At 33.0% G+C, this 14,034-nt stretch carries 8 protein-coding genes; 1 reads left to right on the top strand and 7 read right to left on the bottom strand.

From position 1 onward, the window contains the following. Positions 1-24: 24 nt before the first annotated feature. The 7 genes from OZP08_RS10375 to ychF form a co-directional block, all read right to left on the bottom strand. On the bottom strand, positions 25-1,896 hold the full coding sequence (locus OZP08_RS10375; protein ID WP_268846021.1) for a DNA topoisomerase IV subunit B: 1,872 nt from the start codon (positions 1,894-1,896) through the stop codon (positions 25-27). Between the two features lie 225 nt (positions 1,897-2,121). Then, on the bottom strand, positions 2,122-2,514 hold the full coding sequence (locus OZP08_RS10370; protein ID WP_268846020.1) for a response regulator: 393 nt from the start codon (positions 2,512-2,514) through the stop codon (positions 2,122-2,124). Between the two features lie 64 nt (positions 2,515-2,578). After that, a complete protein-coding gene (locus tag OZP08_RS10365; protein WP_281321782.1) occupies positions 2,579-6,166 on the bottom strand; it encodes a PAS domain S-box protein in 3,588 nt (1,195 codons plus the stop codon). Positions 6,167-6,395: 229 nt separating this feature from the next. Further along, positions 6,396-6,917 (bottom strand): NADPH-dependent FMN reductase, encoded by a 522-nt coding sequence (locus OZP08_RS10360; protein WP_281321781.1) that lies wholly within the window; start codon positions 6,915-6,917, stop codon positions 6,396-6,398. An 84-nt stretch (positions 6,918-7,001) separates the two neighbouring features. Further along, positions 7,002-8,510: a response regulator gene (locus tag OZP08_RS10355; RefSeq protein ID WP_281321780.1), complete on the bottom strand. Its 1,509-nt coding sequence runs from the start codon at positions 8,508-8,510 to the stop codon at positions 7,002-7,004. Positions 8,511-8,515: 5 nt separating this feature from the next. Beyond that, positions 8,516-9,658: an FIST signal transduction protein gene (locus tag OZP08_RS10350; protein WP_281321779.1), complete on the bottom strand. Its 1,143-nt coding sequence runs from the start codon at positions 9,656-9,658 to the stop codon at positions 8,516-8,518. Between the two features lie 295 nt (positions 9,659-9,953). Continuing rightward, a complete protein-coding gene (gene ychF / locus OZP08_RS10345; RefSeq protein ID WP_268846014.1) occupies positions 9,954-11,048 on the bottom strand; it encodes a redox-regulated ATPase YchF in 1,095 nt (364 codons plus the stop codon). Positions 11,049-11,392: 344 nt separating this feature from the next. On the opposite strand from ychF, the gene OZP08_RS10340 reads away from it, so the two are divergent. Further along, positions 11,393-14,029 (top strand): TonB-dependent receptor, encoded by a 2,637-nt coding sequence (locus OZP08_RS10340; protein WP_268846013.1) that lies wholly within the window; start codon positions 11,393-11,395, stop codon positions 14,027-14,029. Positions 14,030-14,034 lie beyond the last annotated feature (5 nt).

The following is a 14,034-nucleotide window of genomic DNA, read 5'->3' as shown; positions in this document are numbered from 1 at the left end:
GGAATCACTATTTCCTTTTTCAACTTATTTCACTTCTTCAAACTCATCAATTTCTACTTTCAAATTCTTGATGATAAATTCTTGTCTGTCTGGTGTGTTTTTCCCCATATAGAAAGACAACAACTGTTCTATCGAAGTATGTTTATCCATCATAACCGGATCAAGACGGATTGTATCTCCAATGAAATTCTTAAACTCATCTGGCGAAATCTCTCCTAATCCCTTAAATCGAGTGATTTCTGGCTTTGGTTTTAGTTTTTCTATTGCTGCTACTCGTTCTTCTTCTGAATAGCAATAAATGGTTTCTTTTTTGTTTCGAACTCTAAAAAGTGGTGTTTGCAAAATGTACAAATGCCCTTCTTTGATTAATTCCGGAAAAAACTGCAAGAAAAACGTAATCAATAGTAAGCGAATGTGCATTCCATCGACATCGGCATCGGTAGCAATTACAATGTTGTTATAACGCAATTTTTCTAATCCATCCTCAATATCCAGAGCGGCTTGCAATAAATTGAATTCTTCATTTTCATACACAATTTTTTTACTCATTCCGTATGAATTCAAAGGCTTACCACGCAAACTAAAAACCGCTTGGGTATTAACATCACGCGATTTGGTAATCGAACCAGAAGCCGAATCTCCCTCGGTAATGAAAAGTGTACTTTCTAAATTTCTTGGATTTTTAGTATCAGGAAGATGCGCTCGACAATCTCTTAATTTTTTATTGTGCAGATTGGCTTTTTTGGCACGATCTGTGGCTAATTTTCTAATTCCTGATAATTCTTTTCTTTCACGCTCTGCCTGCAGAATTTTACGCAATAAAGCTTCTGCTGTTGGAGTATTTTTATGTAGATAGTTATCTAATTTCGTTTTGATAAAATCATTTACAAAAGTACGAACTGAAACGGGCACCGTTCCATCATCAGACCCCATATCTGTAGAACCTAATTTAGTTTTGGTTTGAGATTCAAAAACCGGTTCCATTACCTTGATACTGATTGCACTTACAATCGATTTTCTAATATCCGAAGCTTCGAAATTTTTGTTGTAAAACTCTCTAATGGTTTTTACAATTGCTTCTCTGTAAGCTGCTAAGTGTGTTCCTCCCTGCGTTGTATTCTGACCGTTTACAAAAGAGTGATACTCTTCGCTATATTGTGTTTTACTGTGGGTTAAAGCAATCTCTATATCATTATCTTTCAAATGAATAATTGGATATTCAAGATCTTCTTCACTAATTGTTTCTTCTAATAAATCACGAAGTCCATTTTCTGAATAATATTTTTCCCCATTAAAAATAATCGTCAAACCATTGTTTAAGTAACAATAGTTTTTGACCATTTTTATTACATATTCTAAACGGAATTTATAATTTTTGAAAATCGTTTCGTCTGGTGTAAAAGTGACTTTTGTCCCTTTTCGTTTTGTCGTTTCAATTATATCTTCTTCTGTGACTAGATTTCCAGCAGAAAATTCAGCAGCCTTCTGTTTGTCTTCACGAACAGATTCTACTCTAAAATAATTTGAAAGTGCATTTACGGCCTTTGTTCCTACACCATTTAAACCTACAGATTTTTGGAAAGCTTTTGTATCATACTTCCCTCCTGTATTCATTTTTGAGACTACATCTACCACTTTTCCTAACGGTATTCCACGTCCGTAATCACGAACTGAAACCGTTTTTTCTTTAATGGTTACCTCAATAGTTTTTCCTGAGCCCATTACGAACTCATCTATACAGTTATCTAAAACCTCTTTTAAAAGAATGTAAATACCATCATCTGGCGAAGACCCATCACCGAGTTTTCCAATGTACATTCCTGGACGCATACGGATATGCTCTTTCCAGTCGAGTGAACGAATATTATCTTCGGTATATTGATTTTGATTGGACATTTTAAATTTTGTGGATTTTGTGCTAATGTAGTTGAAATCGGCAGAAAATAAAAATGTAAAATAGAGAAATTATTAATAATATTATTTCTTTAAACAATTTATTAATTGACAATAAGGAATTCAAATTTTTACTTTTTTTTCAAAAAAATCAACTACAAATTTCACATCTATAAATACTAATCATATGCTTAAAAAACACTTTTTTTATTGCATTTTTTCAAAACTCTAAAAACCTACTAACATTTCCATTTTCAATGGCTTAGTAAAATACTTTTTAACTATTGAATACTGAAATGCACGGTCAATATCGTTTTGATCATTGGATGATGATAGCATTAAAACTTCACATTGTTTATTTGCAACTATAGGAAATTTAATTAACTCATCAAGAAACTCAAAACCATCCATCATGGGCATTCTGATATCAAGAAAAATTATCTCTGGAAATTCTTCTATATTTTCCTTAATGGTTTCTAAGTATTCTAATGCTTCAATTGCAGATTTTTTTATCGTAATCTTTTCTGCTATCTGACTTCTCGTAATGATATGTTTTGTTATATAATTATCTATATCGTTGTCATCTATCAATAATACATGCTTCTTTTTATATGTCTCCATCTGTTTTTTTATTGGCTTATAGAGTATGAATATCTACTTGTTTTTTTATTCTTATTTCATAAAATTAATCTATAGTGACAACTTGATTCGGAACTTCAACACTAAATCTTGTTCCTTTTTTAAGCTCAGATTCCATGAAAATTTTTCCTCCCAGTTTTTCAAGTGTTTCTTTTACAATATACAACCCAAGACCTGAACCTGTAGAAAGCGTTGTTGCTCTATAAAACATCTCAAATATTTTCTCTTTGTCCTTGTCTGCTATTCCAACTCCATTATCTTCTATTGTAAAGTTTGCTCTATTTTTATTGCAGTTAATCAACACATTAACATATGGAAATTCCTTTGATACATCTCTGTATTTTATTGCATTCGAACATATATTACTCAAAACACCCCTCAATCTTCTATAATCAGAGACTAATTTTACATTCGATTTAATCTCTATATGTAATTTCACATCCTCAATTCCATCCATAAATTTGTGACTTTCCTTTATGTCCTGAATTAACTTTTCGAAGTCAATTATTTCACTTTCTACATCCATTCGTGCATTTCTTGAATATTGCAGTATTTCTTCAATAAAACTATCTAGTTTTTCAATACTTCCATTTAGCATAGACAGTCTATCATGCAACACTGTATTTTCTGGTTCTACATCATCCTTAGTGATATGAATGAGCCCCAACATTGATTTGAGAGGTGCACGTAAATCGTGGGATGCGCTATAAACAAAACGATCTAATTCTAAATTGGCTTTTTTTAATTCTGTATTATATCGAATAAGATCATTTTCAAAACTTTTGCGATCACTAATATCCCGCATGATTTTGGATGCGCCAATCACATTCCCTAATGTATCTCGGATAGGAGAAACAGTAAGAGACACATCTATAATTTGTCCATTTTTTTTCATTCTTTGGGTTTCATAATGATCTACTGACTTGCCTTTACGAATTTCTGCCAGTATATTTCGCTCTTCTCCACGAGACTCAAGCGGAACGAGCATAGAAATATGTTTCCCAATAGTTTCTTCTGAAGAATATCCAAGAACTTTCTCTGCACCTACATTCCATGAAGTTATTGTTCCATCAATACTCTTACTAATAATTGCATCATCTGAAGAATTTACAATAGAAGCGGTTAAAGCAAGTTGTTCATCAAACTTTTTCCTGTTAGTTATATCTCTATAGTTTAATATAAAAGCTCCAATATTTTCATTCTGCAACAAATTTGTTACGGTCCCCTCAGTCCAAATAACATGTCCATCTTTATGAATAATCCGGAACTGATTTTGCATAGGAACTCCAGGAGAATTATATGCCTCATTAAAAAAAGCTTGCTCTTTTGCAAACTCATCGGGATGCATAAAATTGAATACCGATTTAAATTTTACTTCATTAAAACTATAACCCGAAATATTCTCTGCAGACGGGCTTTGATATTCTATTTCGAATTTTTCATTAACCAACACAATAGCATCACTTATATTATCTGTTAAAGCCCTATACTTTTCTTCACTTTGCAATAGCTTTTGCTCCGCTCTTTTGCGTTCTGTCACATCGGTAGAAAAAATCATGACATGAGTAACCTCTCCATTATTGACTACTGGTACAGCTCTAGAACGTGTCCATCTATTATCTGTTAATGCATTTTCAATTTCCAGGCTTTCTCCGGTTTCAAAGCATTTTTCAAGCGCTTCTCTTGCAATTTGTTGACTTTCTGGCGGTAAAACCGAAATACAATCCATACCTATAAGATCCTCTTTTGAGATCATAGGAGAGTCTCTGTTTATGGCTTCAATTTTATAGTATTTATTTACATACAGAATGATATCGGGAGAGTTTTCAAATTGCTTTTTAAACATTTCTGCAGCTTGTTTACTTTCCGTTAAAATTTCGGCAAATATTATTATTCCTCCTATCTCATCCGTAGCTTTGTACCATGGATGAACTTCCCATCTTATCCATTCTATACTACCATCAGCTCTTATAAATGAATCCTCATTTCTCCGCTCAATAGCACCTTTAAGACAACGCTGATGAACATCTTTCCAATCTTGTGGCAATCCCGGAAAAATTTCATAATGTGATTTACCTATAATTTCTTGCCCAACAATATTATAATCACTCATCCATCTTCGGCTTGCTGTGATGTATTTCATATCAATATCCAACATGGCCAAAGCAACTGGACTATGCTCTATAAACAAGTCTATTTGAGCTCTACGCTCACGCAATTCATTTGCAAATTTCGTTTGTTCTGTAACATCACGCCCAAGAGACAAAATAGCTTGACGATTATTGTAAACTATTTTATGAGAGGCTATTTCCATCAGCATTTCCTCTCCATTTTTCTTCAAATGACGCAAATTATTTTTGCTTATTACTTTGGTTTCATTGCTATTCAAAACGCGATTAGCAAAATCTCTTATTTTTTGATGATCTTCAAGAGGTCGACAATCCAAAATACTCATCGTGTTCCATTCCTCTCTACTATATCCATATTTTTCAAATACAGCTTCATTTACCTCCACTACTTCTAGGGTCTCTAAATCCCATATAATAATGCAAGCTGGATTATTGTCAAACAAATAATGGTATTTCTGTTCTGACTGCTTAATAAGTTCCTCTGTTCTATTGCGATCGGTAATATCTCTAATAATAGCAAAGACACCATTTCCTTCCATCAAACGATTATTAATTTCTACATCTATTTCCCTCCCGTCTTTTCTAATGATTTTATTAAAAGTTATTCCGCATTCATTCTTTTTACGACTCTTAATACTACATTCCTCCTTTTCTAATTCTTGTGGGACGATTAAATCCGAAATTCTTATTTTTAGAAATTCTTCACGTGTATATCCAAACAGTTTACTGGCATAATCATTTACATCAATAATTCGTTTATTTTCATCTAAAATAAAAATGGCTTCTCCGGCATATTCAATTAGGTTTCTGTAATTCTGATTGCTTATAACTAATTTTTCGTTATTCAGATTTGAAACATTAATTATGGCCTCAATTTTCTTTATCATGTAGTATGAAAAAGAAATAACAAAAATGAATATTATCAGGAGAATAAGTAAAAACTCATTGATGTAATCACGATAAGCTAACAAGGTATCTCTATCTATATTTTGACCAATTTGCAATTGTAATTTAAGCAAATTGCTTATCTCTATCAAAACTGGATTTATGGCAGGAAATAGCTCTTTATTAATAAAAGAATTTAAAGCGACTGCATCTTCTTTCTCTAATATTAGTATCAGTTTTTCAACTGTTGCATTAGATTTCTTTAGTAATTCTGAAGTTTTTACAGCAATTTGTTTTTCATTTTGTGTAAGGTAGGTAAGAGAATACGATTTCCAGTTGAAAATGATAGTGTCTTGAGCTTCTCTAATTTTTTTTCTTGCTCCTTCAAAAGTAATTTGCTTTCCATTGGCTTGCTGTGCTATAGAAAGTATACTTGCTGAATAATAACGAATTGCTCCCAACTGTCCCATTGGAAGCATTCTATCGGTGTAAAGCTCATGCGAGCTACTGTTTGTGTTTTTTATTTGATAAACGCTGTAAACCCCTATTCCTACAATAAATAAGAGCATGATAAATATCAACAAAGACAATTCTACAGATGCTTTTATCTTATTTATCATAACTTATCATTTAAAAATAAATTAAAATACTGATTTTCAAATACTTAAAAACGCAAATATAAAAACAGCAAACTAGTCCAAAATTATAATTCCAATAAAGGAATTATAATTTTTAAGAGATATATTACTAATATAGTGCATTTTAGCAAAACTTGAAAGAAAATCAAATCAAAGTTATGAAGAATGATATTAACAATAAAAAAGAGGCAAAGAATACAAACTGAAAAAATTAAAAATTCTTAACAATCACTCTCAATTGATTATCTAATTCTGGGTTAGAAATTTTACCGTTTGCTACATCAAAATTATCGTTAAAACTAGGTAATGAGAAAACAGCTTTGATTTCGGATGCAAAACGCGGAAAATTATTTTTCGCAATCTCTAATACACTTGCTCCACCTCTCGCACCTGGGGAAGTTGCCATCAATAAAGTTGGTTTTTCCTGAAATATTTTTCCGTTTATTCTTGAACACCAATCCACAACATTTTTAAAAGCGGCTGAGTAATTTCCGTTGTTTTCTGCAAGTGAAATTACCAAAGTATCTGCCGTTGCAATTTTTTCAAGGAAGGCTTTAGCTAAAGGATGTTGCCCTATTTCAGCTTCTATGTCTACGCTAAATAATGGCATTTGAAAATCATTCAAGTCAAGTACCTCAACACTTGCGTTTTCAAATAAGCTAGAGGCATAAGTTGCTAATTTTTTATTAATGGAGTTTTTACTGGGACTCCCCCCAAATGCGATAATCTTCATGATATTTTATTTTATTTTTAAAAGTAATAAAAAAATAGAAGACCGCTTACAATAATAAAAACCTTAATAAATAAAAATTAGTCCTTAATAATACTTTCGCAATTTCTGATACAATTCATCCGGGTTAAATGGCTTTATAACATATTCATTCATACCAATATCGACAATTTTCTCAAGATCATCATACGAAGAAGAAGCTGTTAGTGCAATTATTGGTATTCTTGTTCCTGTGCTTCTTATAATTTTTGTTGCCTCATATCCGTCCATCACAGGCATTGACAAATCCATTAAAATAATATCATACTTATTCTGTTTGAATTTCTCGATAGCAATAAGACCATTTTCGGCAACATCAATTTCTACATTCCATTGTCTCAATATTTTATCCGCAATTTTGACATTAATAAGGTTATCTTCAACCAAAAGAATGTATAATCCATCTAGGTTTTTTACCTCATCATTATTCAAAATACTATTATTGGGCTGATTTTTTTCCGGAACTATTGGCAATTCCAGAACGAAACTAAAATTAGATCCAACTCCTATTTCACTTTCTAATTCAATATCCGAGTTTAATAGATTAAGTAGTTTTTTTGTTATTGCCAAGCCTAATCCAGTTCCTCCAAATTGTCTGGTTGTCCTTGTTTCTGCTTGGGCAAACTTTTGAAAAATAGAATCAAACTCTTTCAAATCTATTCCTATTCCACTGTCAATCACTTGTACTTTAAAAACCGATTTACTGTTACTTTTTCTGATTTGATCAATTTTTATTTGTATCAAACCATTCTTAGTGAATTTTATAGCATTTGAGACTAAATTGGTAATAACCTGACCAATTCTCAAAGGATCTGAAATTACATTTGGGATAAAGTTATCATCAATAATTACTTCGATTTTATTTAGGTTTTCTAAAGCTCTGGTTTCTTGGGATTTCCCTATTTGTATTACTAAATCTTTAAAATTGAATGGAATTTTTTCTATATCAATCTTTCCTGCCTCAATTTTATTAAAGTCAAGAATGTCATTTATAAGTAGAAATAAATTTTGTGAAGAATGCTTTAAAACCTCTAGATTTTCCTGAAAACTTTCCAGAGTATTTTCTTTTTCCATTATATAAATCAAACCAATAATTGCATTTAGAGGTGTACGAATTTCATGGCTCATAATAGAAAGAAAATCAGACTTTGCCTCGTTTGCCTTTTCAGCATTTGACTTTGCTTCAAATAACCGATTTTCAAATTCTTTCTTAAACTCGATTTCTTTATTTAAAATATTCAACAAATCAATCAGGTTATCATCCTTTTCAACCTTTATTTCACTATTGTTTAATTGCTTTATGGATTGAATTAGTTTGGTTTGTATATTTTCTTTTTTTTCTAATTCCCCTTTTAATTTTTTATTAATCTTATGAAATTCAATATCGTTCAAACGAGAAGATTGCTCGAATAATTCGACATCCTTTTCAAAATTAAAATACGATTGATTGACAACTTCAACAAAACGTTTAACGTTTTCATTTTCCGCAATGAAATCGTCCGATAAATACTTGTTGAGCTGTCTACTAAGTTGTCTATGTAAATTCGCTTTATCCATAGTAATTACACTTCACAAATAGTTGTAACGGTCATTGTCTGATTGTGTAATTCGCAAGCTACTTTATTAAAATTTGGGGAGATCTCTCCATAAGAATAAAAGCCACAGATTACAATATTTTTACCAAATACTTCTTTTACCACTTCAAGCTCCTCTTCTATCCTGGTACCCAGAACAATCTTTCGTCCCACACAACTGACCACTAATGCCAATTCCGGCTCGGTTGATTGACTTGTGGCTATTTGCGATGCCGCATTATACGAAGCATCAATAAGTTTGTCGAGATTGCCTTTCATTAATCGAACAAAGGAACCTTGAGGAATGTTTCCGGCAAAAGTCATTGATTTCTTTTCTTCGTCAATCGACAAAATGGTTCTTACTACCGGAAGCGCATCTTTATTTTCTTTCATGGATAGCGGAAAATACAATGAGGATCCTGGTAATTCCATGGCATATTTACCAAGATATTCTTTGTATAAATCTAATGCAAACCTATCGCCTATTTTATACAATATGTTCTTCTCTGAAAGTGTCACCTCTCTTTCCGGTCCAAAATCACTCCATCCTCCATCAGACCCAAACCCGAAATGAATTGCATCTCCATAAAACCCTATTGCAACTATCTTTCCTTGGGTTGCATCATTATTTAGACCAATGGTTGTTTTCTCGAATTTATATCCGTCACCTGCCAGCCCTCCAAAAATAGGGATAACCCCTTTGGTTTGTTTTATCAATTCATTTATAAGTTCTGTCCCATTGATAAAACTTCCTTCAGACAGGATAAGTATCGATTTTAAATCATCATTAAAAAGGGAATCCTTAAGAACATCTCCTAAATCTTGAATATTAGAGTTTTTCAGGATGTCAATTTCAGAAACTCTTATCGTTGTCCTTTCAAATTCTAATGCGGTAGCAACTATATTGTTCTCTACCAAATTTGCATCAGAAATCTGACCAGATGAAGAACAAATAATAATTTGTGCTTCTGGATACAAACTTCTTATTTTTTTATAAGGTAGTACTTGATCTAAAAAAACTCTTTCACCAAAAGCAAGTACAAGATTAGCTTTTTTGAAATTAAAACCATTGGAAGAAAAAAGAATCCTATCCTCTTCCTTTTCATTAATAATGACTTGTTGAAGTTTCATAATAAATAGGTTTTTATAAGATTGAGACTCATAAAGAAACAAAAATAATTTTATAAAAACAAAAAAAACCTACAATTTCGCATTTTCAAACTTTCATAAACACATAATAATGAGCCAATTATTCAATACCAGCAACATCATCTAGGTTTTTTATCAAGAAAGCAACCCTTTCTTTTTATTAGTCACAATGGCTCCTGCCACACTCCTTTTTTATTTCAGATTTTTGGTGTGAAAACAAAAAAAACCTGCAAAATAGCTTTTGCAGGTTTCTATCAATTTTGATGAGTTACTTTATTTACACATTAAATCTAAAGTGCATTACGTCTCCATCTTTTACTACATATTCTTTTCCTTCTACTTTAAATTTTCCGGCTTCTTTACATTTAGCTTCTGATCCGTATTGAACGAAATCTTCATATGAAATTACTTCTGCGCGGATAAATCCTTTTTCGAAATCTGTATGAATTACTCCAGCTGCTTGTGGTGCAGTTGCTCCAATGTTGATAGTCCAAGCACGTACTTCTTTAACACCTGCTGTGAAATAAGTTTGTTGCTTCAATAATTTATAAGCTGCACGAATCAAGACAGATGATCCCGGCTCTTTCAAACCCATATCTTCAAGAAAAACCTGACGCTCTTCATAGCTTTCCAATTCAGTAATATCTGCTTCGGCCCCTACAGAAAGAATAATTACTTCTGCATCTTCATCTTTTACCAACTCACGAACCTGATCTACGTATTTATTTCCGTTTACAGCAGAATTCTCATCTACATTACAAACATATAAAACTGGCTTTGCAGTAATCAATTGAAAGCTTTCTAATAATACTTCCTCCTCATTACTTTGTGCCGCAACAGTTCTAGCTGATTTTGCCTGTAAAAGGGTGTCTTTAATTCTATCTAAAAGTGCTTTTTCTGTTTGCGCTTCTTTATTTCCGGTTTTGGCTGCACGATTTACCTTTTCTAAACGTTTCTCTATAGTTTCAAGGTCTTTCAATTGCAACTCAATATCAATCGTTTCTTTATCACGGATAGGATTTACATTCCCATCTACGTGTACAATATTATCATTGTCAAAACAACGCAATACGTGAATAATAGCATTACACTCTCTGATGTTACCCAAAAATTGATTCCCTAATCCTTCACCTTTACTCGCTCCTTTTACCAATCCTGCAATGTCAACAATATCTACTGTTGCCATTTGTACACGCTCTGGTTTTACAAGCTCCTCTAATTTTTCAATTCTTGGATCCGGTACATTTACAACCCCAATATTAGGTTCAATGGTACAAAAAGGAAAGTTTGCACTTTGCGCTTTCGCATTCGATAAACAATTGAATAATGTTGATTTTCCAACATTTGGTAATCCTACAATTCCTGCTTTCATAATATGTTAGTTTACAAATAACAATTCCCAGTTATCTGTTTTTTAGTAATTCCTTTTTTTAAAGTTTGCAAATATAAGATATAATGCCATAACCCCACAAACTTTGAGTCTCCCTTTTTAGTCGCAAAATTTAAATAATAATCTCTTTTCAATCATCTAATTTCCCGACAACAATTATTATCCTAAATTGAATAAAAATAGTGTGAAGTCATTAAAAAAGGACATAATCCAAGAAAAAATATTTATCACAAAATTTTAGATATTTTTTAACACTGTTCTTTTTTTTTGTTAAAATTGTGTTACTTTTAGCCAATACTAAACAAATAACCAACCATCACAAAACCATGAAAAAATTAACTTTATTCTTATTTTTATTAAACGCCACGTTTCTTTTTGCTCAAAAAGAAATCACCGGTGTCGTAAAAGACCATACCGGCGGAACTCTCCCTGGTGTTAATGTTACCGAAAAAGGAACCTCTAATGGAGTCGCTACAGAATTAGACGGAACTTATAAAATTACCGTAAAAGAAGGAGCAACACTTGTTTTTAGCTATGTTGGTTACAATAGTGTCGAAAAAGCAGCCAATCAATCTGTAATAGAAGTTACTTTATCACAAGAAGGAGGGCAAAATCTTCAGGAGGTTGTAGTTGTAGGATCTAGAAACGCCAAAAGAACTGTAGTCAATTCTGCAGTGCCTATTGATGTCATCAGCATGAAAGATGTTACTACTCAAAGCGGAAAAATTGAAGTTAATCAATTATTGCAATATGTTGCACCCTCTTTTAATGCTAACAAACAATCAGGTTCTGATGGAGCCGATCACGTTGACCCAGCGTCTTTAAGAGGAATGGGACCTGACCAAACTTTAGTTTTAATCAACGGAAAAAGAAGACATCAATCCTCACTTGTTACCCTTTACGGGACGCGTGGTAGAGGAAATACTGGAACAGACTTGAATGCCATTCCTGCCTCAGCTATCAAAAGAATTGAAATTTTGAGAGATGGCGCCGCCGCACAATACGGTTCTGATGCTATTGCCGGTGTAATCAATATTGTTCTAAATGATAATGTTGAACAACTAAATGGTTCTATCACTTATGGTGCATTCAACACCAATGCAAAAGGTGATTTTTTACCGGGAACTCCCAATACCAAAGATTTCAGATTAGACGAGAATGGAAATGGTAATACGTATGGCAAAAACAAAACCTTTGATGGTAATGCTGTAAAACTTGGAGCTAACTACGGAGTTGCAATTGGCAAGAATGGTGGTTTTGCTAATTTCACAACAGAATATTTCAGCAAAGACAAAGTACTGCGCCCTGGATATGATTTCCGAAAAGGATTTGGAGAGGCATCAATGGATAGCTATAATTTTTCTGCCAATTTCTCTCTTCCTGTTTCTGACAAAACTGATTTTTATGCTTTTGCAGGAAGAAATTACAGAGACACAGACGCTTATGCTTTTACAAGAAATAGTGGTGCTGCCAATGTGGTAGAATCGGTTTATCCTGGAGGATATACTCCAAGAATTACCTCTATCATTCTGGATAATTCTGTTACTGCTGGAGTTAGAACCGTAACTAATAACGGCTGGAAAGTTGACATTAGTAATACATACGGAATAAACAAGTTTCACTACACTATCAAAGGAACTATGAACCCTTCATTATTAGAAGCTTCACCTTTAGAATTTGATGCAGGTGGACATAGTTTAGCTCAAAACACTACCAATTTTGATTTCTCAAAAAATTATGATAGCATTCTAAAAGGAATGAACTTAGCTTTTGGAGCTGAATACAGAACCGAGAACTTTATCATTTTTGCAGGTCAGGAAGCCTCATACTCAACTTATGACACTGACAAACAAGTTATCACTAATCCTGCAACTCAATCACCTCCAATTGATCCTGTTTCTGGCGAACCAAGACCTGGAAGTTCTCAAGGTTTCCCAGGATATAGCCCTTACAATGCAGTTGATAAAAACCGTAGCAACCTTTCCTTATATGCTGACTCCGAATTGGACATTACAAATAGTTTCATGTTAAGCGGTGCTGTGCGTTATGAGAACTATAGTGACTTTGGTAGCACTATCAACGGAAAATTAGCTTCAAGGCTTAAAATTACAGATAAAATCAACCTAAGAGGATCTATCAGTACTGGGTTCCGTGCTCCTTCATTGGCTCAAGCCTACTATGGTTTGCATTTTACCAATATAGATTCAAATGGCGCAACAGAAATTTTGCTTTCTCCTAACAACAGCCCAATTACTAAATCTTTTGGAATTCAAAAACTAAAAGAAGAAACAGCCTTAAACGGCTCTCTTGGTGCAACAGCTTCTTTTGGTGATTTCACAGCTACAGTAGATGGTTACTATATTAAAATTAAAGACAGAATTGTATTGACAAGCTATTTTGACGCATCTGGTTTAGGATTAGGCGTAGATCAAACACAATTTTTTGCTAATGCTGCAGACACAAAGACTCTTGGTTTAGATGTTGTTCTTGCTTGGAAGAAAAGATTTGGCGACTCAAATCTTAGTGCTACACTTGTTGGAAACATAAACCACATGGAAATTACTAAGGTAAATAATGGCAATCTAGACGCAGAAACTTTCTTTGGTAAACGTGAACAAGCCTTCTTATTAGCATCGGCTCCAGATAGTAAATTTGGTTTAAACCTTAATTATTCTAGAAAGAAATTCGATGCAGGATTAGCCTTTACCCATTTCAGTGAAGTGGTTTTAATTGATTATTCTGGATCAGAAGATGTTTATAGCCCAAAAACTATAACCGATTTAACTGTTGGATACCAAATCACAAAGGAATTAAAACTAACTGTTGGTAGCAATAACTTATTCAATGTTTATCCAGACAAACAAGACGAAACTGGAAACACAGAAGCCGGAGGATATTGGGATGCTGTACAAATGGGTTTCAACGGAGCCTACTACTACGCAAGATTAGGATTTACTTTCTAAAAAAC

The organism is Flavobacterium aestivum (genome assembly GCF_026870175.2).
In the GTDB taxonomy this organism is placed as follows: domain Bacteria; phylum Bacteroidota; class Bacteroidia; order Flavobacteriales; family Flavobacteriaceae; genus Flavobacterium; species Flavobacterium aestivum.
Note: the sequence above shows the minus strand (reverse complement) of the source record. Positions and strands in the feature narration are given on the sequence as shown.

What these genes read in the sequence shown, in the direction of transcription:
- OZP08_RS10375 (WP_268846021.1), bottom strand. Translation starts at nt 1,896, where the DNA reads ATGTCCAATCAAAATCAATATACCGAAGATAATATTCGTTCACTCGAC.
- OZP08_RS10370 (WP_268846020.1), bottom strand. Translation starts at nt 2,514, where the DNA reads ATGGAGACATATAAAAAGAAGCATGTATTATTGATAGATGACAACGAT.
- OZP08_RS10365 (WP_281321782.1), bottom strand. Translation starts at nt 6,166, where the DNA reads ATGATAAATAAGATAAAAGCATCTGTAGAATTGTCTTTGTTGATATTT.
- OZP08_RS10360 (WP_281321781.1), bottom strand. Translation starts at nt 6,917, where the DNA reads ATGAAGATTATCGCATTTGGGGGGAGTCCCAGTAAAAACTCCATTAAT.
- OZP08_RS10355 (WP_281321780.1), bottom strand. Translation starts at nt 8,510, where the DNA reads ATGGATAAAGCGAATTTACATAGACAACTTAGTAGACAGCTCAACAAG.
- OZP08_RS10350 (WP_281321779.1), bottom strand. Translation starts at nt 9,658, where the DNA reads ATGAAACTTCAACAAGTCATTATTAATGAAAAGGAAGAGGATAGGATT.
- ychF (WP_268846014.1), bottom strand. Translation starts at nt 11,048, where the DNA reads ATGAAAGCAGGAATTGTAGGATTACCAAATGTTGGAAAATCAACATTA.
- OZP08_RS10340 (WP_268846013.1), top strand. Translation starts at nt 11,393, where the DNA reads ATGAAAAAATTAACTTTATTCTTATTTTTATTAAACGCCACGTTTCTT.